Source organism: Pseudofrankia coriaricola, assembly GCF_001854805.1.
GTDB lineage: Bacteria > Actinomycetota > Actinomycetes > Frankiales > Frankiaceae > Pseudofrankia.
The window spans coordinates 31,275-53,929 of the sequence record NZ_MBLO01000022.1; the positions used below are offsets into that span (position 1 = coordinate 31,275).

A 22,655-nucleotide genomic window follows, 5' to 3' on the forward strand; every position below is an offset into this window, starting at 1 on the left:
GCCGTCGAACTGTTCACGCGAGGCGTCACCTCGCTGCGCGCGGGAGCGCCCGTCACAAGGGCGCGTCCCGCGCATAGGCGACGCGCAGCTCGTCCACAAGCCAGCCGATCTGCAAGGGGCGCGACGTCCGGGCCGGCGAAGGCGCCGTGGTCCTCGACCGCTCCGCCAGCGCGGGCAGCGGGCCTGGCGGGAGGAGAGGCGGGCCGATGACCGTGGTCGTCTCCGGGTCGAACAGCGCCGCCTCCGCCTCCGCCTCCGCCTCCGCCGCCTCCGCCTCCACCGCTGGCCGCGGTGGCGAGCCGTCCCCGGCGGTGTCCGGCCCGCGGCCCTGGGCCGGGATGCCAAGCGATAGCGAGGCGTCGGAACCGGTCGGTTCGGGCGCCGCATCGATGGCGACGCCGCGTACCGGGCCGGGCACGTCGTCGTCCTCGCCCGGTCCGGCGGTCACGCCGTCCGCGGCCGAGACATCCGGCGTCGCTGGTATCGGCGCGACGTACGTCGCGGCGACGAGTTGTCGACGCATCTCGCTGATCGATCCGGCTGCCTCGACGACGGCGAGCAGGCTGCGCTGCGCGTCCCGGACGGTGGGGCGTCGCGCCGGGTCGTAGGCGACCATGCCGGCGAGCAGACCGGTCAGCTCTCCTGGCACACCCGAGAGATCCGGCTCGACGACAGGGTCGGTGATCGCCCTGATAAGAGCGGGAATGCCACGGGGCTGGTAGAGGGTGTGCGCGGTCGCCGCGTAGACCAGCGTCGCGCCGAGCGCGTATACATCGGCCGCCGCCGCGATGGCACTGCCACCTGTTGCCTGCTCTGGCGGCAGGTAGGCCGGGGTACCGACGATGGCCCCGGACGCCGTGTTCTGCCCCGCCTGGCCCTCAAGGACCGCGAGCCCGAAGTCGATCACCTTCGGACCGTCCGGGCCCAGCATGACATTCTGCGGTTTGAGGTCACGGTGCAGCAGCCCAACGCGGTGAAGCTTGTCGAGCGCATCGGTCAACGTCATCCCAAGGACCGCGACCAGCGCACCCGCCAGTGGGCCGTCCTGCTCGACGTGCTCGCGCAGAGTCCGACCAGGCACGTACTCGAAGGCCAGCCACGGCGGATCGTCGTTCATCCCGTCGGCCTCGAACCGCGCATTGCGCGCCCCGTAGACCAGCCGCAGCGTCTGGATCTCCTCGGCGAACCGCCGCCGGATATCGTCCCCTCCGAGCAACTCAGGCTTGATCACCTTGAGTGCCACGTCTTCCCCAGTCGCCGACCGGGCGAGGTATACCCGCCCCATCCCGCCAGCGCCCAGCCGTGCCACGAGCCGGTACCCGCCGATCATGCTCGGGTCCGCGGGCAGCAGCGACTCCACCCGCGCCCCCCTTGGCTACGTCGCGTAGCAACCACTCACCTAGCTGGAGGAATGGAGTCTTCCATATGGCCCGGATACATGCCTAGGTGGGGCTGATGGGCGCCGATGGTGCGACATGAGTGCATGTGTGCAGCACAACGTGACGGCAAGGTTGCAACGTCTCGTGCTCGCGGAGTCGATGCGCCACGGAGCGGCTCGTCAGTCCGGCCTGCCGGGACGCCATGCTGCGTCGCCCAGAGCCGTGGTTCACCGCGTGGATTGGTCCCCGGTACTCAGGTCGGCGCCGGGTTCGTGGACAGCGGCACGGAGCGTTCATGGGGCCATCACCCGGACGTGCCTGCCGCCAGCGGCGTGGATTGCCGCCACGGCGGTCGCCCGACGGCGCGCGCCATTGGCGCGCCACGAAATCGGCATGCTGTGGACGGCACCTGTCCGTGTTCGCGGCCACTGGGTACAGTTCGTGCACTGTCGCGGAGTGTGGGCAGTCCTAGCCGGTCCGCGGCTGTTCGGACAGGAGGCTTGCGATGCAGCTGGACGGGGCCCCTCTGGGGAAGCTGCTCAGAACGGTGGAGTCGGGCGAGATCCAGCTGCCAGACTTCCAGCGCGAGTGGAAGTGGGACGACGAGCGGATCCGCTCGCTGCTCGCCACTGTCACGCTCGAGTACCCGCTCGGCGTCGTGATGACGCTCGAGACCGGCGGCGAGGCGCAGTTCAAGGCCCGGCCGCTGGCCGGGACCGCCGTGCCCGCCGACGCCGACCCGGCCCAGCTACTGCTCGACGGCCAGCAGCGTCTGACGTCGCTCTACCAGGCGCTGCTGTCGCGCCAGCCGGTCCGCACCTCGGACGTCCGCGGCAAGGAGATCTCGCGCTTCTACTACATCGACATCCGCGGGGCGGTCGACCCGGCGGGGGAACGCGACGAGGCCATCCTGTCCGTGCCGCCGGACCGCGTGCTGCGCACCGACTTCAACCGCGGGATCACGCTTGACCTCAGCAGCCGGGAGAAGGAGTGCGAGCGCGGGTTCTTCCCGCTCAACCTGGTCTTCAACGTAAAGGAAACCTTCGCCTGGCAGACGATGTTCGTCCAGTCGACGCCGGACGGCCTGGACCTCTGGCCGGCCTTCCAAGAGCAGGTCCTACAACCCGTGAACCGGTTTAGCGTGCCGCTGGTCAAGCTGCCCAAGCAGACCCGCAACGAGGCCGTCTGCGCGGTCTTCGAGAAGGTCAACACGGGCGGCGTCGTCCTCAACGTCTTCGAGCTGCTGACCGCCACCTACGCGGGCAACCGAGCGTACAAGGAGGAGTCCGGCGCCGAGTTCAGCCTGCGGGCCGACTGGGCGCGGATCTCCGGCGAGCTGGGGGATGCCTGCCCGGTCCTGAAAGCGCTCGAGAGCCTGGACTTCCTCCAGGCGCTGGCGCTCATCGTCAGCTACCGGCGGCGCCAGGATTTCCTCGCGCGCAACCCGCACAGCAGGCAGGCCCCGCCCGCCGTTGGCTGCAAGCGCAAGGACCTGCTCGCGCTCCCGCTCAACGCCTACCGCGAGCACGCGCAAACCGTGACCGGTGCGCTCGCCTGGGCCGGCGAGTTCCTGCGCACGCAGCACGTCTTCCGCCCCGAGGACCTTCCCTACCGGACCCAGCTCGCGCCGCTGGCCGCCATCCGGGCCATCCTCGGCGAACGCGCCGACACTCCGGAGGCACAGCGCAAGATCGTTCAGTGGTACTGGTGCGGCGTGTTCGGCGAACTTTACGGCGGCACGACGGAGAGCAGGATCGCCAAGGACGTCGAGCAGGTGACCGCGTGGGTCGATGGTGGCGGCGAGCCGGACACGGTCCTGGAGGCAAGCTTCTCGGCGCAGCGGCTGCGCACGATGACCTCCCGGCTCAGCGCCGCGTACAAGGGCGTGTTCGCGCGGCTGCTCGCGCGGTCCTGCTATGACTGGCGGTCCGGCGAGCTGATCACGGCGGAGACCCTGGTCGAGGATGCGGTCGACTTCCGGCAGGTGTTCCCGAAGGGCTGGTTCGAGCGCTCGTCGATCAAGGACGAGCGTATGACCAGCGTGGTGAACAAGACCCCTCTATCCGCGCACACCTACCGCACAGTCGTCACGCGCTCCCCGGCCGCCTATCTAGAGGTTCTTGACCGTGACCCCGAGATGCGTGGGGTGTGGGTCGACGACCGGGTCGAGTCGCACCTGATCGACCCGAAAACCCTGCGGGCCGCCGACTTCGAGGCCTTCTACCAAGACCGCTCCGAGCAGTTGCTCGGGCTGATCGAGGAGGCGATGGGCAAGCTGGCCGCTCAGGATGTTGCAGGGCCGGCGACCGCGACGGCGGAGCCGCCGGCCGGGTCCTCGCCGGGCGCGGCTGGCTGAAGGCGGGCAAGGGCATGGACGACAACGACCTGGCCGCGCTCGCCGGCACCGAGCTGACCATCAGGCAACTGGTCGGCAGGTGGGGCCAGGGCGCTCGCAGCCCCGACCTGGTTGCCCGGATCCGCGCGGACCTGGCGCGCGCGGGCCTGACGACCAGGCCGGCGTTCGACACCGAGCCGTCAAGCACGATAGTGAAGATCGTCTCCATCCAGCAGCCGCCACTGGCCGGCCCGGGTGCGTCCGGCGCCGCCGCGCCGGCGAACGGCACGACGGCTCCGTCGCCGCCCGGGGCGGGGCAGAAGAAGGGGCCGACCGGTTCTGGCACCGGCGCGGCGAATGGCCAGGGGCAGCCCGGAAGGCAGCAGGCATCGGCGGGCCGGGCGGCGAACGGCGGCACGGCGCCGCCGGCCGGGAGCGCGGCGAACGACCAGCAGCCTGACAGCGGCGACCAGGCGGATCAGCAACTGCCCGCGGCAGCCATGCGCGTCGATGACCTGCCGTCCGCGCGCGGCGGGGTGACCTCAGTGCCGCCCAGCGCCCAGATCAACGAGGTCACCACGCTCATGTGGCAGCACCAGTTCTCGCAGATCCCAGTGCTGGAGGGCGACTCCTATCTGCACGGGGTGGTGACCTGGGAGTCGCTCTTCCGGCTGTACCAGAGCTCGAAGGAGCGGACTGTCGCGAACGCGATGGAGCGAAGCTGTGCGGAGATCCGAGACCACGACAACCTGCTCGCGGTGCTACCGAAGATCGCCATGGACGACTACGCCATCGTCCGAAACCGGCAGCTGAAGGTCGTGGGGATCGTCACCACGGCCGACGTGGCCACCAGGTTCGGCGTGGTTGCGGAACCGTTCTTCGTTATCGGCGAAATCGAACGCCGCCTGCGCGCGTTCCTAGCCCCCGTGTTCGATGGCACGCCCATGCTGAAGAAATCCTGCGGCAAGAACAAGGAGTCCGTGTCCCAGCTGATGTTCGGGGAGTACGTGAAACTGCTCTCCGACGAGGACAACTGGCAGAAGCTGGGCTGGGACCACATTAACCGCGCACTGTTCGTCAAGATCGTCGACGAGGTCCGCAACGTGCGCAACGCCGTCGCGCACTTCCGCGCCAGACCGCTTACCCCCGCCGAGTCCCAACGCGTTCATGAACTCCTCGCCATGCTGAAGAAAATCAATCTGTAGGCGCCGGCGGCGTCACCGATGAGGGGCGCCGAGCTGCCCGAAGCCGAATGTGACCGCCTGGCCGACCTCCTCCGAGACCGCCTGACCTAGTGTCTCGTGGGGGCTGCGACTTTACGTCCCGTTGACTCGGCCGAGCGGGACATGCTCACGGACAGTGGCGTGGCGATGAGCAAAGAGATCGCCGCACAATCCAGCTGAGGGGGCAGCCGGATTCAGGAACGGGCTACAACGCTGGCCCCGCGGTCCTGCGAGCTGTGGCCCGGCCCAATCAGCCGGTGCGACCGAACCGGTGAACGCGCTCCGGGAGGTTATGAACCAGGCGCTCGCTGCCATACCCGCCGGCCGGTGGACAACCTACGGTGACGTCGCCGCGCTCATCGGCAGCCATCCCGTCCCTGTCGGCAACAGGCTCGCCAGCTACTCGGCACCGAACGCCCACGGCGTCCTACAGGCCGAGGGAACGGTCGCTCCCAGCTTCCGCTGGCCGGATCCCGGCAAGACCGACGACCCCCTCGACGTCCTGCGCGCCGAAGGCGTCCTCATCGACGCCCACGGCCGTGCCGCCGCATCCCAGCGCCTCACCGTTGACGAGTTGGCCGCCCTCGCCGGAACCTTCGAGTCCACCGACAGCTGACCGTACACAGCGACGCTCTCGGCCGGCCCTTACTGTGCGCCAGCCTTCCCAACCAGCAGGGCTGGGCTGTACGTCATGCTGTCGCGCGCCTGCAGGGATCTGGCCGCCTACCTGCTCCGCCGCGACGAGATCGACCAGGCCGACGACGACGAGACCTGGCTGTCCGCGACCCCCGGCCCCGGACCCGACGACCCGCTCGATCAGCTCGATCAGCTCGCGGCCAGGCTCGACCGGAGCCGCGCGGAACATTTCGCCGACGCCGACGCCGACGCCGACGCCGACTATGCCGAAGCCACCAGCGCGACGTTGCCCGGCCAGCTGGCGCTATGAGCGGCATGCAATCCATGGCCCTGGTTGGTGGGGGCCAAGGCAGTTGAGTGGTCAAGCTCAGGCGCCGAGTTGCCGCAGCGTTCGCCGAGCTCTGCCACGCCGTCTGATCACTGGCTCACTACGACTGACCTCCTGCCCGCTCCGCGCCGCGGTCGCCGCTCGGGCGTGGTGGGCTGACGGCGTTACGATGTTGTCATGACCGAGATGCCGCTGCCCGAGGGCGAGCAACTGACCCTCGTGGCCCGCGAGGCCGCCGAGTCGGGCCAGGTCGTCTACCTGACCGATCATGGCCGGCGGCTGGCGGCGATCGTGCCGGCAGGTCTGGCGGAACTTATCGAGCGCGGCGAAGCGCGCGGCGGCCGGCGGGTCCTGGGCGCCCGCGGCGCGGGGCGCAGCGGGCAGCACGACATCTCTGAGCGGATCGAGGAGATCCTCGCCAACGAGGTGACGTCGTAGCCCTCGTCGTCGACGCTGGCCCGCTCTATGCCTACGTCGACGCCGACGACCAGCATCACGAGGCGTGCGCCGACCTGCTGGAGACACATCCCGGCCCGCTGATCGTCCCGACCCTCGTCCTCACTGAGGTCGTCTACCTGCTCAGTTCCCGTCTCGGCACCCGCGCCGAACTGCGATTCCTCGGCGACCTCGCGTCCGGCGCCTTCGACATCGAGCCCGTCCACTCCACCGACTGGCTCCGTATCGCAGACCTTGTCAGCCGGTACCAGAACCTCCCACTCGGCACCGTCGACGCCTCCGTCATCGCCTGCGCCGAACGCCTCGGCATCGACGAGGTCGCCACCGTCGACCGACGCCACTTCGCCATCGTCAAGGCAAACCGGACACTGAGCCTCCTACCCTGAGGCGGATCGTCAGGTCGTAGCCCGCGAACCCGTACCTCCGCGAGGCCCGGCTGGGTCACCGGGGCGGTCCCGGATCAGGATCGCCCTGGCGAACACCTCTGCCTCGGCCTGCAGACCCAGCACCCGCTCGAGGGGCGAGAGCGCCAGGATCGCCTTCACCTGAGTACGCAGCTCAGGGTCGGACTCCCACGAGAGCGCGCGGGCACGCGCCCGCGCCGCTGCGGCCTTCGCACGCCAGTGCGCGGCCTCGGCTCGCCGGCGAGCACGCTCCTCCACCGCCAAATCTTCGGCCATGGTGGACATTTTCCCCTCGACCGCTGCTACGGCCGCACTCCACACGCGGGTCCGCCACAGGATCGCGATGCCACGCGAGTCGGCCCTGCGCCACGGGGTGCAGGGCTCGGGTAAGCACCGCTGGCGGGATCGGCTCCAGCGCCGCGTCCCACGCGGATCCGGAGTTCCCCGTTTCCCCGCCCCGACCCGTGCGAGCGGACGACGGCTGGGAGGGTGACTGTGTCGCTGCCCGGTGGTCAGAACGGCTGCGAAAAACTGTCTTCGCGGATGCCACCGTGGACGTCATCGTCGGCCACATCGTGCTGAACTGGGTCATCGCCGAGGCAATCCGCACGGGCATCGCCGATCCGGCCGGACTCGTTTGGTGGTCGGGAGGGACGCCAGCGGCGGGTCGGGCCGCGCGGGCCCGGACGCGGAGCAGGCGACTGCTGCTGGTGAGAGCGCGGTCGGCGGTGTGGGCGGCCGGGCCAGGCCGGACAGGTTCGTCCTGCGGTTGGAGCGGCGCCTCGGTGACCGTGGCGCGCAGCCTGTCAGCGAGGTGCCCTCTCGCACACTTGGATGTCGGAGCCATCAGGCTGTCTTAGCCGGCAGACTGTCTAACCCGGTAGTCTGCCTGGTGTGGAACGCGGAATCCCGGCGGGTGACATGAACATCGGGGCGGTTTGCCGGTACTACGACCGCACGGAGTCACGGCTGGGTTACCTGTATCTGCTGCGGGGGACGAAGCACTTCGGCTGGTACGAGGCCGGGGACTCCGGGTGGCGGTTCTCGCCGGCGATGCGCCGGATGGAGCATCAGCTCGGACGTCGTCTCGGTCTCGACGCTGGCTCTCGGGTGCTCGACGCGGGCTGCGGCATGGGCGAGGTCGCGCGCACGCTGGCGGCCGATTTCGGCCTGGATGTCACCGGGATAGACATTCTCGTTTTCAACCTCGATGAGGCCTGGCGCCGAAGTGAGCGAGCTGGACTTACCGGTAGCACCCGGTTCGTCGAGGGCGACTACCACGATCTCTCCCAGTTCGAGGACGGGGTGTTCGACGGGGTCTACACGATGGAGACGTTCGTGCATGCCGCCGATCCCGAGTGGGTGCTGGCCGAGTTCCATCGGGTTCTGCGCCCAGGTGGGCGGCTCGTGATGTTCGAGTACTCGCGGACGCCGGCGGAGCGGTTGGCGCCGGCCGCGCGGGCGGCGTTCGATGCCGTGTGCGAGCTCGGCGCGATGCCAGCCTGGCACCGTCTCAACCACGGCGACCTCGAAAACCTGCTCGCCTCGGCCTCGTTCAAGGTCGAGCCGGTGGAGGACGTGACCGCCCGCATGCTGCCGATGCTGCGCGCGTTCGCGGTCCTCGGCCGCGTTCCCTACGCCACCGCGCGGCGACTGGGCAAGACGGAGAAGGCCGTCAACGCGATGAGCGGCGTGGAGATGTGGAAACACCAGGACGCGTGGCGGTACAACATCTACACGGCCACCAAGAACGCGTAGGCCTTCCGAAAGCGGTCGGCGCGTGCCCGCTCATGAAGCTGCGGTGATCAAGGCGGATTCGCCAGGGGTGTACCTGGCTGGCTGGGCCACGCCGTCGCACGGCACCGGCACCGCCGTCGGCGGCTGTGAGCGTGCCGAGTGCGTGACTGGCTGACGTCTCCTGGCTAGCCAGCTAGATCGTCGATCACGCGTAGGGTGATGTGAGCAGGACTGGGTACTGGCCGTGGAGGGGGATCGCTGGCGCGTCGCTTTAATACGGCGGGACCGTGTTTGCCGGATCGCCATTATATGGTTCCGGCGTTGTCGCGGCTGCCGGAGGCGCCGGGGCTGGTGGACCTCAACGCCTACTTCGTCGTACATGCGCCGCAGTAAAATGGCGAACTACAATGCGGATGGTGACCCGGGTCGCACAGCAATCACGGCTGCCGGGCGGATGGCTCCGGAGGAAGTGATGCACTTGGCGGACCTGCTCCGCGAACGGCGCCCCCGGCGCTGCTCCTGCACCAACCACGGATAGCACGTCCAAGACCTGCGGCGGCCCGGCAATCCTCCCGGATTATCGGCCGCTCCTGTGTTCCAAGCCCTGCGGGGCCTACCCCCATACCCCGGGCTGAGCGGGGCTCCTCCGGCGGGCAGGCAAGCTCTGCTTTGCCCCAGGGTTCTCGGCTGTGCAAGACCCGCCGTCGATGACTGTGCCAATCGTTCGGGTGCGGGTCTTGCACGGCCGGGGTTCCTGGGGCAACCCTCCGGGGGGCTGCGCGACGGAGGAGACACGCGGACTCACACCGTCCCTCCCCCTCCTCTGGTGGAAGGGCCGGGGTCCGGGGCAGAGACCCGGCGCGTCAATCGCCCACCGACTTAATCCAGGAACGCCAGGTTTCCGTAGAACACCCAGAATAATGTCGCTGCGGGCGTCCGGCAACGAGATTCTATCCCACCTTTCCCCTGCGCTATCTTGGCAAGGCGTTCACAGTTCACTTGATCGGCGTTTTCATCTTGAGACAGCCTGCCCCGCCAGCTTTACACGTGAAAGTTCGGCGGTCGCAGCTGCGTGATCCAGATCTTCAAGCATTTTCCGGATCTTCAGTTTATGGTCGTCAGACGTGTGGGGGTAACCTAGCTGCTTTTCTAGCGTCTTCCGTGCCCGCTTGACTTGCCATCTCTCCGAATACCATTCGGCCTGCGTCTTTAGCTGGAAGAGCATGGTGCCTGCAACTACCGATACCGTTGGAGCGACGTACATCAAGACTTGACCAAGGACCGTGTGGGTGCCTACCGTCTGAGCAATCGCTACCATACCCGTTCCACCACCGACGCCCCCAAGACCCGCATTGAGTGAGGCCTGAACTGGGGGATGATTTTCCGTGCGCTTCCGAGGCCGGCGAGTCTCCGAGGCGTTTGCTTCGGTCACTCCGCGCCCCGCTTCATGGCTGCCGAGCGCCTGCGAACGAAGTCCATGATGAAGCGTTCCGCCTGGGCCGGGTTCTCTAGATCAAGCCTTTCTTCCTGGCCCGGAGACCCAGCGTCGACACGGTCATCAGATGACCTCGCAATCCGCAGCCAAATCGACAGAACATCACGCAAAGAAATGGCCAGGGCGACGCCAGAAAGGCCGCCCATTATGAATTCTACGTTCAACTCATGAGCCCCCGTCACATGATCATTCTTCGCAGCTAGACGATTTCTCGGAAATTTCCTTTCGGTCGAAAGTGCCAGGCGCTGCGAGGCCGTCACGATCAATCGTCCAGCAAGAGGTCGTGGCCGGCGGAAGCCGGCTGCCACGATCATGGCGCAAGAGACCGCAGACGTCTAGGACGTACGCACTGTGCCTCGTCCATCCAGGGCTCCCCGTACAGCCCGCTGGTGTTAGGTCAGCTGGATACGGCTCGGTCAGAGGTAGAACTGGCGAGGTCAACCGGATCGGGCTGAGGTCCGGCCTCACAATCGCCGACGCGCCGACGCCCACGGGTGGGTGGCGGTCCCGACGCGCCCGGGGTGCCGAGCGAAGCGAGGCTGGGCCCCGGGGCGTGGCGGGGTGCCTTCTAGTGGTCCTCGCAACGCTCGGGCTTCTGGGGGTTGCGAGGACCGTGGCGTTTTCGGGTTCGGAGTGGGGGGTGCTTCGGGAGTGGTTCCTGGAGTTGCTTGAGGAGGTCGGCAGTGTCACGGTGGCGGCTGACCGGATCGGTGTGAACCGGAATACCGCGTTGGGCTGGGCGCGGAGGGCGGGCGTGCGTTCGGTCTCGCCCCGTCAGGCGGGCCATCCCGGCAGGGCGGAGTACGACCGGCTGCGGGCTGCGGGCGTGCCGCGTGCGGGGGCTGCTCGGCGTGTCGGTGTCAACGTGCGCACGGCTCGGGTGAGCCACTCGTTCTGGACCCGTATGACGACGACACGGCCTATGTCCGTGACCTGGGACTGATCGCCCCGGACGTCCCGGTCCGGCCGGCTAACCCGATCTATCGAGAGGTCATTGTCCGGGTGCTGTCGAGTAACTATCAGGACAGCGTCGCCACCGACCCACGTACCTTCGTGCGGCCCGGCGGGAGCTTCGACCTGCCCGTCGTGCTGGAAGTTCACCGACTGGTGGATCCAGAACGGCGAGCAGCTCACCAGCACCGGCCACTACGCGGAGGCCGCCGCGCAGCTCGTCCTGCAGGGCTATCTGCAGCGGGCGGTCAACGGGACCGGCACGATCGATCGTGAGTACGCGATCGGCACCGGCCGGGTCGATCTGCACCTGCGCTGGCCCTACACCACCCCCGACGGCGTCTGCCACGTCCAGCGCGAGGGCTTTGAGATCAAGGTGTGGCGTACCAACCGCGCCAACCCCCAGCCAGCCGCGCTGCGCCAGCTCGACCGTTACCTGGACCGCCTCCGGCTCGACACCGGCGTCCTCGCGATCTTCGACCAGCGCAGCGGCGCCCCCTCGATCGACACCCGCACCGGCCTGTCCACCATCAACAGCCCCGCGGGCCGCACCATCACCCTCCTCACCGGCTGAGGCCAGGGCGAGGCCCGGTCCTGCGCGACGCAACGCAGGTAGCACAACGTGCTCGGCGACTCCCGGACGCCTGGGGAGGTTCGGCCGGGGGTGCTGGCCTGGGATGGGCTTGAATCGTCCGTCAAGTTCCCGGACAAGCCCGAGGCGTTAGTCGCCGGGCAGGAGACGCTGAGTCAGATCAGAGCGTGAGGGCGCGGAGGTCGGCGGATGACCCCGACCAGGTCTGCAACGGCTACTTCGTTGTCCACGCGCCGCAGTAAAACGGCGAACCAGACGATCCATCGGCGCCGAGGTCATCGGCGCCCGGCTCACACGTCCTAAAAGACGGCTCCGGTGTCGAGTGCCCCGCGGGCGGGGCGGAGCTGTTCGCCGAGGTCGCGGACGGCTGGCAGTCGTGCCCTGTCTGGGTCGGCGCTGAGATAGCGGTGGATGCCGGCTGCTCGGTTGGCGGTGCGGCCGTGGGCGAGCTCTACCGCACCCTGGGTGTTAGACGGGTGTGGCGTCGTGGGCGGCGGCGATGGCGTCGATGCGGGTGGCGAGGTCGAAGTCGGCGGCGGTGAGGCGGTGGCCGGCGTCGTGGGTGGTGATGGCGAAGCGGATGGTGTCCCAGCGTAGGTCGATGTCGGCGTGGTGGCCGATGAGGCGTTCGACGTCGGCGACGTGGACGATCAGTGCGACGGAGCCGTGGTAACGGAGCCGGAAGGTGCGGGTGATCTCGTCGCCGGTCCGGGTCCAGCCGGGGTGGTCGGCGAGCTGGATGGCGATCTCGTCGTCGGTGAGCGGGGTAGGCACGTCGGAAATGGTCACGCCTCCGTTGCGGCGAGGACCTCGGCGAGGTCGGTGGCGACACGGGCATCCTTCCATGGCCGCATGCCATGACGGAGGGCGGCGAGTTCCCTTCGTAGCCGGGCGGATCCGGTTTCGGTGGCGATGGGGACGACCTGACGGGCGAGGTGCAGGGCCTTGTCGGGTTGGCCTGCCTGGGCGCAGGCGGTGGCGTGGCGGGTGAGGTAGACGCCGTGGTCGCGTCGGGCGGTGGGTGGGATGTCGGTGAGGAGGTGGTCCCAGAGGGCTACGGCTTCGTGGGCGAGGCCGAGGCGGCCGTAGCAGGTGGCACGTTGGATCTGTAGGTATCCGGGGGTGCGGTGGCAGGCGTTGCCCCAGGGCAGGTCGTCGTCGAGGCGGTCGGTGAGGGTGTCGGCGGTGTCGAGCGAGGTGTCGACGGTGGCGCGGTCGCCGAGTAGGGAGGCGCCGTGTGCCCGCTGCTGCAAGGTCATGAGTCGGACCTTGGGCGCGAGGGCGTCGCTTGTGGCGAGGGCGGCGTCGCACAGGTCGAGTACGCCGGCGCCGTCGCCGAGGTCGGTGCGGACCGAGGCGTGGTTGATGAGCGCGTAGGCGGTGAGGTGCGAGTCGCCGGAGCGCAGGGCGAACTCCTGGGCGATGCCACGCCAGAAGGCTGACGCGGCGAGGTCGCCGGCGTCCTGGTAGAGCCAGCCCACGAGAGCGGCGTAGGCGGTGCCGATACGTAGGAGGTCTCGGTGGGTGTCCGCGGTGGTGGCGCGGGCCAGCCGGTCGATGAGTTCGAACTGGGTCGCGACGATGCGGATGAGGTCGCGCGGGCCGAGCAACATGTCGGCCCGGTAATGCCCTTCGAGCTGCGTTTCGAAGTAGTCGGTCACCGCCGGGTCGACGGATCGGGCGGTGACCGGCCCTGTCGCCAGGGCGGGGCCGGCGACCGAGGTGCTGATGCCCGTGGCGTCGGTGGCTGGGGGTCTGCCCGCGAGTTCGACGAGTTCGCCGCCGGCGTTCAGCGTTTTGTCGAGCGCTGCGGCGATGCGCAGGCTGGGGGAGCTGCGGCCGCTTTCGAGGGCCCAGATGTGGGATTTTCCGCAGTGTGCCCGGCGGGCCAGTTCACGGATTGGCAGTTCGCCTCGCCAGCGTCGCAGGGCCTCGCCGAAGGTTTCCACTCCGCCATCATCCCGGCGATGCCCCAGGCCAGCCATCGCGACGTGTGTCCGTTGGTGTCCGCGGACAGCGGCGGACAGCGAAGTCCTTCCTCTCGGCAATGTCCGGCGGAACGATGCCGTTGGAAGGGAGGACGTGCATGGCTGGAATGGCTGAGAGCGTCGGTGTTCTGGATGACGAGCAAGGCGCGGCGGAGGCCCGCGCCGCGTTGGTTGACAAACTGATCGCGGACGGGATGATCACAACGCCGGTGGTGGAGGCGGCTTTCCGAGCGGTGCCGCGGCATCTGTTCGCCCCGGAGGTCTCGCTGGAGGCCGCGTACGCCGATCACATCGTGCGAACGAAGCAGGACAAGCAGGGGGTGACGCTCAGTTCGGTGTCCGCGCCCTGGCTGCAGGCCCGGATGCTCGAGTCAGCCCGCGTCGGCCCGGGAATGCGCTGCCTGGAAATTGGCTCTGGCGGATACAACGCGGCTCTGATGGCCGAGCTCGTCGGCCCGGCCGGCGACGTGACGACCGTCGACATCGACCCCGACGTGACCGACCGTGCCCGCCGCTGCCTGGCCGCTGCGGGCTACGACCAGGTGCGGGTCGTGCTCGCCGACGCCGAGGACGGCCTGCCCACGTCGGCCCGCTACGACGTCATCCTCGTCACCGCCCAGGCTTGGGATGTACCGCCAGCGTGGACCGACCAGCTGGTCGAGGGCGGGCGGCTGGTCGTGCCGCTGCGACTGCGCGGGCTGAACCGCACCGTCACGTTCGAGTCCCGCGGCGACTGGTTGGAGAGCACGTCGGTGCTGTACTCCGGGTTCGTGTCGATGCGTGGAATCGGCGCGCACGACAAACCCACCTTGGCGCTCGACGGAGAACGGATCACGCTCGTCTTCGACGACGACCTGCCCGACAGCCCCGACCAGCTGGCAGGTGTTCTGGGCACGCCCCGGGTTGATGTCGACACGGGGGTGATCTTTCCGAATCGGGTGTCGTTCGAGACGTTGCAGTTGTGGCTGGCGACCGCGTTCGATGGCTACTGCCACCTCGCCGTCGACAAAGAGAAGACGCCCGGCCTGATTCCCCCACCGGTCGGCATGGGCCACGCCGCGGTCGACGGCGCCAGCCTCGCCTACCTCGGCGGAGACAAGATCGACGACGACTGGTTCCGTTTCGGAGTCCATGGCTTCGGCCCGGAGGCCGCCACGCTCGCGGAGGCGTTCGCCGCGCAGGTCCGCCACTGGAATCACGTCCACCGCGACGGGCCCGGTCCTCGCGTCACCCTGCACCCGAGAAACACGCCGGACAGCGAGCTACCTGGCGGCCGCGTGATCGACAGGCGGCACAGTCGGATCGTGCTGTTGTGGCCGTAGACGGAGGAAGCCGGATGCACGAGGTCATCGCGAGCCCCTTCCTGGGCAACTACCTTCTGGTCCGCCCCGCTTCCCGGCGCGGCGTCAAAGCTCCGCGGCAGCGGTACACCGAACTCGCGGAGGCGTCCGCCGGCGGCCTGGTCTGCCCGGACTGGCTGGCGGCCACCGTGCGCCAGACCTGGCAAGTCGACCTGGATGGCCGCCGCGTCCGCGACGTGGTGCTCGTGCGCAGGGAGACCGCATACGGTTTCGGCCGGGCGTCCTACGAGCTGAACCTTGGCTGCAACTACGACTGCGAGCACTGCTACCTCGGCCTGAAAAGGTTCGAGGGCCTGTCCTGGCCGGACCGGGAACGGGCGCTCCACATGCTCCGGGACGCGGGGGTGCTCTGGCTGCAGCTGACCGGCGGCGAACCGCTGATCGACAAGCTGTTCCCGGACGTCTACCGACTCGCGAGCGAGCTGGGCATGATGCTCACGATCTCCACCAACGGATCCAGGCTCGCGAACCCCGCCATCCTCGACCTGCTCACCTCGGCGCGGCCCTACGAGATCGTGGTCAGCGTCTACGGTGCGACCGAGGCGAGCTACGACGGCCTGACCCGCCGCCCGGGCTCCTTCCGCAAGTTCCGCCAAGGCCTCGCCGCCGCGCACGAAGCCGGTCTGCCTCTGCACCTCAACCTGATCGTTGCCCGGCACAACGCCGACGAGGTCGACGAGATGCGCGCTCTGGCGGAGGGCTACCAACTGCCGTTCGATGAGTACACGAACATCTCCCCGACGATCTACGGCGGCGCCGAGACACTGCCCGCGCAGTCCAGCGCCCACCTGCGGACACGCAAGCCCTTCACCGGCTGCAACGCGGGCCACACGTTCTTCCACGTCGACCCGCACGGCAAGGCGTCGATCTGCAAGGTCGGCCGGGACCCGCACGTCGACCTGCTGGCCGAAGGCGTCGACGGGCTGGTTCGTCTCGGCGGCATCGCCGACGGCCTGCTGGCCCGTCAGGGCGGATGTTCGGGCTGCACGCTCAGCGGCACCTGCGGTACCTGCATGCCGCTCGTGACGCTCTACCGCAAGGCGGCGGCATCCCCGTCCGCCTACTGCCAGCACACCGAAGGGAGGTGACACCATGACGGCCGTGATGGTCGAACTCGGACCACGTCCCGCCACCGTCGACGACGACAGCACCGAGCTGCAGCTCGTCGAGGACCTGGACGTACTGTCCGCGTCGGACATGTGCAGCTGCAGCGCGGGCGACAACAACCCCTACTAGACGATCAACCGGCCCGCCCGGGCGCCCACCCGCGCCGCCCGGGCGGGCCGAACCATGCGAACGGAGAGGGATCGAGTAACGGTGTCGATGACGCGAATCGGCTGGGCCGACCTGCCCGACGAGATGCAGGCCGCGGTCGAGGACAAGATCGGGCCTGTACTCGGCCACACCTCCGCGGACGGCGGAGTGAACTCCGCGATCGCCGCGACACTGCACACCGCCGCTGGCCGGGTCTTCGTCAAGGGCATCCCGCTGGACCATCCGCAGATCGGTGCCCAGCGGCGGGAACGCGACATCAACCCGTCCGTGCGCACCCTCGCCCCACGGCTGCTGTGGGACCTCGAAACCGCGGGCTGGAGCCTGCTCTGCTTCGAACACGCCCCCGGACGCCACGCCGACTACACACCGGGATCGGCGGACTTACCTCGGGTTGCGGCGATCCTGAACGACCTTGCCGCCATCCCGTGCCCACAGCTTTCAACGATGAAGAGCGTCGAGCAACGCTGGTCCGCCTACGTGCGGCCGGCGCAGCGCCACCACCTGCACGGCACCCACCTGCTCCACACCGACTTCGCCCCCGACAACATCCTGATCAGCGCTGACCGGACCCTGCTCCTCGACTGGGCTTGGCCCACCATCGGCCCTGCCTGGGCCGACCCCGCCGTGCTTCTCGTTCGACTGATCGACGCCGGCCATCCCGCCGCTGCTGCGGACGCCTGGGGCCGTCACCAGTTCCCCAGCTGGAACGATGCGCCTTCAGGAGCCGTCACCGCCTTCACCGGAGCACTTGCCCAGATGTGGACGGAGATCGCCGAAACGGATCCCCGACCCTGGAAGCAGAACATGGCCTCCGCCGCCCGTCGGCTCGCCGACCGCCGAGCCAGTTGACACTCGGCCGCCGCCAAACAAATCCGTCGAGGTCGCGTTGACATCGCCCGATGACTCGACACTGATCCGTATATTGAACAATAGACTATCTATGCGGGTATACTCTCCACCAGCTCTACGCTCGAGACGATCCTGTGGTGGCCGGCCGTGATCCGGGACGAGTATCGGACATTAGGTTCACAGGCCTTCTAGTTCACTCTCCAGCTGAAGTGCTAATCTTCGCCCTCTGATTGTCGGATCATGGTCACCAACACTCTGCCTTCGCGAGGTGACGCGATCCCGCTGGTTGCTGGCGTGTTCCTCAAGAATCTCCATGATCTGCGGCTCGATGGATTTCCATCTTGGACTGATGTCCAACTTCAACATATACGGTGCAATGGGACCACTGACCGAATCTGGCCGAGTGACGGGTTCGCAGGTCTGTCGGAGTGGGAGTAGGGCGCGATCTCTAGTGATTAAGCAGGGATTGAAATTCAATTCATCGATGCTGGCGCCGTAATCAAGGAATCGGAGAAAAGTAAGGTCCCACATTGCGGTCCAGGTCGCGTGGACGGCATCCGATGTGCCAATTTTCAGCAAACGCTGGACGTAATCATGCTCGCCTGAACAGCCAAAGAAAGCGTTGAGTGCGACCTTGAATTCCAAGGGGCTTCCGACCATAAGATCTGTGTCGATCCATCTAACTAGCTTCCGGAATCTTGCAAGGCGGTCCTGTGGGCCCGAGAACTTCGACGCCAAAAGGATTCGGAGTTTCAATAGTATGGCATAGCCTGGAGCTTGCATAAGAGTGAACAGGCTGAGGTCCGACCGGGTGCCTCCAGACCAGTCGCGCGGCGATTCGTAGGCGCCGAGCGGGTACCTGGTCGCGGCGGGTTGATGCTCGGCGAACTCTGCCTCAATTTGCTCTGGCGGCCAGTAAGAGATAACTCGCCACGCATGACCAGCCCGATGAACCCTTTCGGTATCAGGTGATTCTGCAAGTCTTGATCTGCAGGTCTCTTCGATCGCGACGCCAGGGATTATGTCGTCTCCCGCAATCGACAAGAGTGTATTCTTGAGTCTGACACTTGACTTGAGGGGAAGATTATCTTGGTAGAACCAGTTCTCGCCGTCTATCAGTACATTGCTATCCAGGTATATTTGGCGTCGGAGCGACGGCCGGTAGTTCTTTGATGGTATGAATGTGCAGCCCTCAATGTCGCCGACATCGGGCGGGACTGCGTACGGAACCGCACGAACTAGACCTCCGACAACGCGTTCCTCTTGGGCACCTTTTCGAAGCCACTGCGACACCGGCTCTCGGGGGCGGGTGCTGCGGCCTGTGACGACCAGGCACTCCGAATGCCGCCTTAAGTCTCGCACCCATTCGGAGGGGGGATCTGTGTGTGAAAATACCTTGTCCCCGTTATTCGCGCGCAGAATTACGTGTGCGTCAGAATATTCAAGCCTAAGACCATGTACCTCGGTCGCCTGCCTCCATAAGATGCGGTTCCGCGGAAGAGTGAGGATCTTGGTAATTCCGGTCCACTCCGTCGCTCCGGACGGAGGTCGCCCGATCATGTATCGAAAGGCGTCCCACCAAAGAACTGGCGGAAACTTGCCTTTCCTTGTCCAGAATAGATTGTCTCCACCTACGTCTGGATCGCTGTCACCCTTCCATCGGACCGAGGGGATGTCGATAATCTTAGTGACGGAAGGCAGGGTTCCGTCGGCAATCAATTTTTGCACTGCTGCGCGAGCATTATAGATTGGTTCGACCCGGTCGTCTTGAGGGAAGGCGTTATCCGAGAATACAATAAAAGCTAGAATCTCCAGGACTTCTGGAATTCGTAGCAGCATTATCCGCTCAATGCCGAGGGTTGGATCGGCTAATTCTCCTGCTGAATAATAATGCGTGACTCCGAGTTCCTCGGAGGTAACTCCGAGGTTGGGAGGGAGATCTGCAAGCCCGGGAAATCTGAGTGCGAGTGTTACGGTATGTCCGGCGGCCATTTCCCTCCCCGCTGGATTATTCGACCGAGGTTCGCCCGCTCTCATCAAGATTGCTGGACGAGTGCGGCTGATGGCAGATGCGATCGTCTGTACGGTCTTCCCGACCTACTGAAATACTTCAGCCAATCTCTGTGATGTTAGCCGGCCTGTGCGCTGGTTTCCAAGTTTTTGACATGGTGCCTCCCTGCACCGACGATGTACCGACCCGGCAAACTGTCGGCGGATAGGGACGAACCCGGCAAACGGCACCCTCTGGCCGACCGGGGTGACGCAAATCCTCGATGCTCGCGGACGATGGCTGGTCCGGACTTCCATCTGATCTTGGTGTCGGGGTCGCCGCCGCTTCTCACGATGCCGTCCGCGATGCATCGGCCCTGCGGATCTCACGCCGATGGCCTCCGGGTGCGTGGCGCGATGCTCCATCTATCAGCGTGTCGGTGTAGCTCTGTCGGAGAAGCGGATCGTTGTCGCCAACGATGGGCTCAGAGCACCGAAGCCGGAGGCAACGCGCGCGGGCTGGCAGGCAGTTGGGCTGCGAGGTCGCAGATGGCGGGGAGGCGAGACCAATCCGGGTTGGCGGTCAGTTGGCGGTAGATCGCTGAGGCGCGATCCACGGTGCGTGGGTGATTGTTGCCGGCTGCCGCGCGCAGGGCGTCCCGGACTGCTGTGGCGGTTTGCTCGGGGTCGGGTGTCTGGCGGCGGAGGAAGGCGCGGGCGAGTGCGAGTTGTGTGCCGGCCTGCTGGACGAACCGGCCTGTACCGGCGAGCAGCGCGAGCGAGCGAAGTCCGTGATGCTCGGCGTCTTCGCCCCTGCCGACGTAGCCAAGGGTAACGGCGCTGAAGGCCTCATAGGTCTCCTCGTCACCGGGTTCGGGGCCGGGGAGGAGCGGGCCTGTCCAGATGTTGTCGTGCATGGTTCGCAGCGCTTTGAGGGCTCCCTCGGCGTTACCGGTCTGGGCGAGCGCGCGGGCCAGGGAACTGGCGAGTGTGGGCACCACGTAAGGGTGGGCGCCGGGCAGGGATCGGCGGGCGAGGGCCGCGGCGGCGGCGAAGTCGCCAGCGAAGAACGCCACTGCGGAACGCATCACCGCGACCGAGCCGGCGAGCAGAGTGTCGCCGACGGCGTGGGCGTGTTGGGCGGCGAGGACGAGGAAAGTGAGTGCCGTCTTGTTGTCGCCCATGTCAAAGGCGAGTTGACCTCTGTAGTAGGCGTACTGGCCGGCGACGAGCTCGAGGTCGGTGCGGGTCGGGCCGGTGACACGGGTGTCCAGAAGGGCTTCGGCGTCGGTCCAGGCGCGTTCGATCGGAGCGACGAGGTCGGCGTGTGGGGTAAGCGCGTAGCGCGTGGTCAGCTCGTGGATTCCGTGCTGCAGCTGCACCAGGGTCAGCGGGTCGGGTGTGGCGGCGGCGATCGCGCGGGAGATCCGCGCGGCCTGCTCAGTTGGGCTGGCGACGGCGGCGGTGCTTGTCAGTAGTACGCCGGCGGACAGCACATCACGGCGACGCGTCGGACTCACCTCTTCAAGCAGTGCCGGCGGGACGTTCTCATCGTCACCTGGGTTACCCGATAGGTCACGGTCCGGCGTAGCGGTAGGTGAACCCAACAGGCTCGCGGCGTCGAGTCCGAACATCGCCTCCAGGACGCGGCATGACGCGGGGTGCGGCAGGGAAGGGAGACGGCCGGACAGCCAGCGGGTGGCCTGGCGGTGGCTGATCGCATGGTCGCGGCGGTCGGGGCCGGCGCGACGGCCGGCGCGGTTGAACTCGCGGACGAAGTCGTCGACGGTCCAGTGCCGTTCGCGCAGGAGCTGGGCGAGACGGGTTCTGGGGGCGGGCGGCTGGGTCATGCCGCGCCTCCTCGGGATGGGGCGGATCGGACATCTTCAGGATCGGGATGTTCGGACGTCCTGTCACGGCGCCGCTGCGCGGCGTGTCGAAACATCCCCAAGCCGGCGTACGGACGTCCCTGAGACGGCATACGGACGTCCTCAAACGGCACTCCGAGGGCCGCCGTCCGCCCGACGACGCCGGGGTCGACCTGGCGTCGGACAGCTGGCGGGCAGGAGTCACTGGGAACGGCGGACCGGGTGCGGCGACGGTGACGGCGCGGGCCTGCCGTCGGCCGGCATCGAACCCCGGCGGCGGGCCCGTCCAGGCTCGCTGGCACGGGAACGGGAGGTCCCCGATGCAGGTGATGATCGATGTGGATGGCGGGCCCGGTGGCCTGGCCACGGTGGACCTGAAGCCGTTCCCGTTGCCGGCGCGACCGGGGGTGGTCTGCGACCGGCTTCCGAGGATGGAGCCGGTGTTCGTGGCATCGCATCCGTTCCCAGCCGAGTCAGCGGCGCGGTCGTTGGCGGGGATGAGCGGCGAGCGGGTGCTGGTGGCGTGCCCACCGCTAGTCTCGCCGGGGTTGACGAGGTTGGCACTGGCGGTGGGCCGGCTGCTCGCCGACGTACGGGAGGCGGGCTGGCCAGGCCCGGTGCCGGTCGTGGTCTGCGCGGTTCGGCCGCGGTGTGCGTGGCAGTCCGGCGAGATCGTGCTGCCGCACCTGGTGACGGTCGTGACCCCGCAGGCGGCTCAGCTGCGGGTCGTGTGGGAGCTGACAGACCGCTTCCGGGTCGCGAGCTTGCTGTCCAGCGCTGTCCCGGCCGATGCGCTGCCAGCGGCGGTGGCCGCGTGACACCGGCCCCGGCCGGCGTGGCCGTTCGAGATCTGGGCCCTGACGTGCCTGATGGCGAGGCGCATCCTGAGCCCGGCGGGGAGGGCTGGGCCTCGATTGCCGAGGCGCTCAACAGGCGGATGGCGGCTTGCCGGATGAGTCAACATCGGCTGGCCGAGGTGTCGGGGATCTCGGTAGCGACGATCCGCATGCTTCAGCGGGGCGCCGGTGGTCGTCGGGCCCGCGACGACACCCTGGCCGCCCTGTCCCGGGCACTGGACTGGCCGGGCGACCACCTGCTCAGGGTTCTCCTCGGCGAGCAGCCCGCCGACGTCGCCGGCAGTCGGCCAGGTGCTATCGGCGTCGGGAAGCGGCGGTCCGGCCAGGCCGAGAACCGCCGGGAGAACGGACGCGCCACTGATGCCGCGGGCGGTACCCGGGCCGGGCGGCGGGTGGCCGGCGGTGACGGTGAATGGCGGTCGCTGGCCGCGGTTGCCGAGGACTTGAGCGTGGTCGTCGAGCTGCTTGCCGACCTGCTCGACCGGTTGGCTGACCTCCCTGCGGTTAGGCAGGGATGCGGATCCGCAGCGGGGGAGGACGCGGTGTCCGACGTCGGGAGCGAGGGATGCTTGTTCGGGGTGGTGAGCTTCGCCGATCCCGGCCACACGCGGGCGTTGGCGGTGTGTCTGCCGTTCGAGTCGCCGAGCGCTGCTCGTGCGTACGCGCGTCGCCAAGGCTTGGCGCACAGCCTGGTCAGCCCGTTGGCGTTCGACACGACCGCCGACGCGGCCGTCGACGGCGCCGTCAGCAACGGGCAGGACGATGCGGCCGAGACCGCCACCGAACTGGTCGTGGCGCGCGCCGGCTGACGCGCCGCCTTGGGCCGGCCGCTCGCTGATTGCTGCCGGCGCAATGGGGACCTACCTGTGCCGTCTTGGGGCCTGCGATGTCTCCAGGGATGTCCTGCGCGATGCGTGCATCCGCGCGATTAC

The 22,655-nt window shown here is 67.7% G+C and carries 20 protein-coding genes and 1 pseudogene; 14 read left to right on the forward strand and 7 right to left on the reverse strand.

Going from position 1 to position 22,655, the window contains the following annotated elements; genetic code table 11:
* Positions 1-52: 52 nt before the first annotated feature.
* Entirely contained in the window at positions 53-1,360 is a 1,308-nt protein-coding gene (locus BCD48_RS03940) for a serine/threonine-protein kinase (protein ID WP_071046851.1), read from the reverse strand.
* A gap of 524 nt (positions 1,361-1,884) precedes the next feature.
* Between BCD48_RS03940 and BCD48_RS03945 the strand changes: the two genes are divergently transcribed.
* The 6 genes and pseudogenes from BCD48_RS03945 to BCD48_RS45390 all read left to right on the forward strand — a co-directional run.
* Positions 1,885-3,735: a DUF262 domain-containing protein gene (locus BCD48_RS03945; RefSeq protein ID WP_071046852.1), complete on the forward strand. Its 1,851-nt coding sequence runs from the start codon at positions 1,885-1,887 to the stop codon at positions 3,733-3,735.
* Between the two features lie 191 nt (positions 3,736-3,926).
* On the forward strand, positions 3,927-4,919 hold the full coding sequence (locus BCD48_RS45385; protein ID WP_131803757.1) for a CBS domain-containing protein: 993 nt from the start codon (positions 3,927-3,929) through the stop codon (positions 4,917-4,919).
* A gap of 289 nt (positions 4,920-5,208) precedes the next feature.
* Positions 5,209-5,553 carry an MGMT family protein gene (locus tag BCD48_RS03955; protein ID WP_198543065.1) on the forward strand — a complete coding sequence of 115 codons (345 nt, stop codon included), beginning with the start codon at positions 5,209-5,211 and terminating at the stop codon, positions 5,551-5,553.
* Between the two features lie 75 nt (positions 5,554-5,628).
* Positions 5,629-5,883 (forward strand): hypothetical protein, encoded by a 255-nt coding sequence (locus BCD48_RS03960; protein ID WP_071046855.1) that lies wholly within the window; start codon positions 5,629-5,631, stop codon positions 5,881-5,883.
* A 195-nt stretch (positions 5,884-6,078) separates the two neighbouring features.
* On the forward strand, positions 6,079-6,339 hold the full coding sequence (locus BCD48_RS03965) for a hypothetical protein (protein ID WP_071046856.1): 261 nt from the start codon (positions 6,079-6,081) through the stop codon (positions 6,337-6,339).
* Between the two features lie 17 nt (positions 6,340-6,356).
* A pseudogene (locus tag BCD48_RS45390) lies at positions 6,357-6,743 on the forward strand (type II toxin-antitoxin system VapC family toxin); the annotation flags it as partial.
* 9 nt (positions 6,744-6,752) lie between these two features.
* On the opposite strand, the gene BCD48_RS03970 reads toward BCD48_RS45390, so the two are convergent.
* Positions 6,753-7,037: a hypothetical protein gene (locus tag BCD48_RS03970; protein ID WP_131803759.1), complete on the reverse strand. Its 285-nt coding sequence runs from the start codon at positions 7,035-7,037 to the stop codon at positions 6,753-6,755.
* Between the two features lie 645 nt (positions 7,038-7,682).
* On the opposite strand from BCD48_RS03970, the gene BCD48_RS03975 reads away from it, so the two are divergent.
* Positions 7,683-8,519 carry a class I SAM-dependent methyltransferase gene (locus BCD48_RS03975; RefSeq protein ID WP_071046858.1) on the forward strand — a complete coding sequence of 279 codons (837 nt, stop codon included), beginning with the start codon at positions 7,683-7,685 and terminating at the stop codon, positions 8,517-8,519.
* Positions 8,520-9,926: 1,407 nt separating this feature from the next.
* On the opposite strand, the gene BCD48_RS03980 is transcribed toward BCD48_RS03975, so the two are convergent.
* Positions 9,927-10,253 carry a hypothetical protein gene (locus BCD48_RS03980; protein ID WP_131803761.1) on the reverse strand — a complete coding sequence of 109 codons (327 nt, stop codon included), beginning with the start codon at positions 10,251-10,253 and terminating at the stop codon, positions 9,927-9,929.
* A 734-nt stretch (positions 10,254-10,987) separates the two neighbouring features.
* Here BCD48_RS03980 and BCD48_RS03990 point away from each other — a divergent pair.
* The gene (locus BCD48_RS03990) at positions 10,988-11,518 is read left to right on the forward strand and encodes a hypothetical protein (RefSeq protein ID WP_071046861.1); all 531 of its coding nucleotides are present in this window, start codon (positions 10,988-10,990) and stop codon (positions 11,516-11,518) included.
* Between the two features lie 486 nt (positions 11,519-12,004).
* Here BCD48_RS03990 and BCD48_RS03995 read toward each other — a convergent pair whose 3' ends face one another.
* Both BCD48_RS03995 and BCD48_RS04000 read right to left on the reverse strand, forming a co-directional pair.
* Positions 12,005-12,319 carry a 4a-hydroxytetrahydrobiopterin dehydratase gene (locus BCD48_RS03995; RefSeq protein ID WP_071046877.1) on the reverse strand — a complete coding sequence of 105 codons (315 nt, stop codon included), beginning with the start codon at positions 12,317-12,319 and terminating at the stop codon, positions 12,005-12,007.
* Between the two features lie 2 nt (positions 12,320-12,321).
* Positions 12,322-13,485: an NsdA family TPR-like regulatory protein gene (locus BCD48_RS04000; protein WP_198543066.1), complete on the reverse strand. Its 1,164-nt coding sequence runs from the start codon at positions 13,483-13,485 to the stop codon at positions 12,322-12,324.
* Positions 13,486-13,622: 137 nt separating this feature from the next.
* Between BCD48_RS04000 and fxlM the strand changes: the two genes are divergently transcribed.
* The 4 genes from fxlM to BCD48_RS04015 all read left to right on the forward strand — a co-directional run bounded on the left by fxlM (position 13,623) and on the right by BCD48_RS04015 (position 17,009).
* Positions 13,623-14,846, forward strand: a complete 1,224-nt coding sequence (gene fxlM, locus BCD48_RS04005; RefSeq protein ID WP_241841492.1) for a methyltransferase, FxLD system — start codon at positions 13,623-13,625, stop codon at positions 14,844-14,846.
* A gap of 14 nt (positions 14,847-14,860) precedes the next feature.
* Positions 14,861-15,973 carry a radical SAM protein gene (locus tag BCD48_RS04010; protein WP_071046863.1) on the forward strand — a complete coding sequence of 371 codons (1,113 nt, stop codon included), beginning with the start codon at positions 14,861-14,863 and terminating at the stop codon, positions 15,971-15,973.
* 4 nt (positions 15,974-15,977) lie between these two features.
* The gene (locus tag BCD48_RS51940; RefSeq protein ID WP_198543067.1) at positions 15,978-16,121 is read left to right on the forward strand and encodes a hypothetical protein; all 144 of its coding nucleotides are present in this window, start codon (positions 15,978-15,980) and stop codon (positions 16,119-16,121) included.
* 87 nt (positions 16,122-16,208) lie between these two features.
* A complete protein-coding gene (locus BCD48_RS04015) occupies positions 16,209-17,009 on the forward strand; it encodes a phosphotransferase (RefSeq protein WP_241841496.1) in 801 nt (266 codons plus the stop codon).
* A 177-nt stretch (positions 17,010-17,186) separates the two neighbouring features.
* Here the strand turns inward: BCD48_RS04015 and BCD48_RS50480 are convergent, their stop codons facing one another.
* Both BCD48_RS50480 and BCD48_RS04020 read right to left on the reverse strand, forming a co-directional pair.
* Positions 17,187-19,001, reverse strand: a complete 1,815-nt coding sequence (locus BCD48_RS50480; RefSeq protein WP_131803763.1) for a hypothetical protein — start codon at positions 18,999-19,001, stop codon at positions 17,187-17,189.
* A gap of 482 nt (positions 19,002-19,483) precedes the next feature.
* Positions 19,484-20,848 carry an NsdA family TPR-like regulatory protein gene (locus BCD48_RS04020; RefSeq protein ID WP_083418142.1) on the reverse strand — a complete coding sequence of 455 codons (1,365 nt, stop codon included), beginning with the start codon at positions 20,846-20,848 and terminating at the stop codon, positions 19,484-19,486.
* 338 nt (positions 20,849-21,186) lie between these two features.
* On the opposite strand from BCD48_RS04020, the gene BCD48_RS04025 reads away from it, so the two are divergent.
* Both BCD48_RS04025 and BCD48_RS55395 read left to right on the forward strand, forming a co-directional pair.
* On the forward strand, positions 21,187-21,684 hold the full coding sequence (locus BCD48_RS04025) for a hypothetical protein (RefSeq protein WP_071046865.1): 498 nt from the start codon (positions 21,187-21,189) through the stop codon (positions 21,682-21,684).
* A gap of 134 nt (positions 21,685-21,818) precedes the next feature.
* Positions 21,819-22,532, forward strand: coding sequence for a helix-turn-helix domain-containing protein (locus BCD48_RS55395; RefSeq protein ID WP_071046866.1), 714 nt, complete (start codon positions 21,819-21,821; stop codon positions 22,530-22,532).
* The last annotated feature ends 123 nt before the right edge of the window (positions 22,533-22,655 follow it).

What these genes read in the sequence shown, in the direction of transcription:
- BCD48_RS03970 (WP_131803759.1), bottom strand. Translation starts at nt 7,037, where the DNA reads ATGGCCGAAGATTTGGCGGTGGAGGAGCGTGCTCGCCGGCGAGCCGAG.
- BCD48_RS04015 (WP_241841496.1), top strand. Translation starts at nt 16,209, where the DNA reads ATGACGCGAATCGGCTGGGCCGACCTGCCCGACGAGATGCAGGCCGCG.
- BCD48_RS03975 (WP_071046858.1), top strand. Translation starts at nt 7,683, where the DNA reads ATGAACATCGGGGCGGTTTGCCGGTACTACGACCGCACGGAGTCACGG.
- BCD48_RS55395 (WP_071046866.1), top strand. Translation starts at nt 21,819, where the DNA reads ATGAGTCAACATCGGCTGGCCGAGGTGTCGGGGATCTCGGTAGCGACG.
- fxlM (WP_241841492.1), top strand. Translation starts at nt 13,623, where the DNA reads ATGGCTGGAATGGCTGAGAGCGTCGGTGTTCTGGATGACGAGCAAGGC.
- BCD48_RS04025 (WP_071046865.1), top strand. Translation starts at nt 21,187, where the DNA reads ATGCAGGTGATGATCGATGTGGATGGCGGGCCCGGTGGCCTGGCCACG.
- BCD48_RS50480 (WP_131803763.1), bottom strand. Translation starts at nt 19,001, where the DNA reads ATGGCCGCCGGACATACCGTAACACTCGCACTCAGATTTCCCGGGCTT.
- BCD48_RS03960 (WP_071046855.1), top strand. Translation starts at nt 5,629, where the DNA reads ATGCTGTCGCGCGCCTGCAGGGATCTGGCCGCCTACCTGCTCCGCCGC.
- BCD48_RS03965 (WP_071046856.1), top strand. Translation starts at nt 6,079, where the DNA reads ATGACCGAGATGCCGCTGCCCGAGGGCGAGCAACTGACCCTCGTGGCC.
- BCD48_RS04020 (WP_083418142.1), bottom strand. Translation starts at nt 20,848, where the DNA reads ATGACCCAGCCGCCCGCCCCCAGAACCCGTCTCGCCCAGCTCCTGCGC.
- BCD48_RS04010 (WP_071046863.1), top strand. Translation starts at nt 14,861, where the DNA reads ATGCACGAGGTCATCGCGAGCCCCTTCCTGGGCAACTACCTTCTGGTC.
- BCD48_RS03945 (WP_071046852.1), top strand. Translation starts at nt 1,885, where the DNA reads ATGCAGCTGGACGGGGCCCCTCTGGGGAAGCTGCTCAGAACGGTGGAG.
- BCD48_RS51940 (WP_198543067.1), top strand. Translation starts at nt 15,978, where the DNA reads ATGACGGCCGTGATGGTCGAACTCGGACCACGTCCCGCCACCGTCGAC.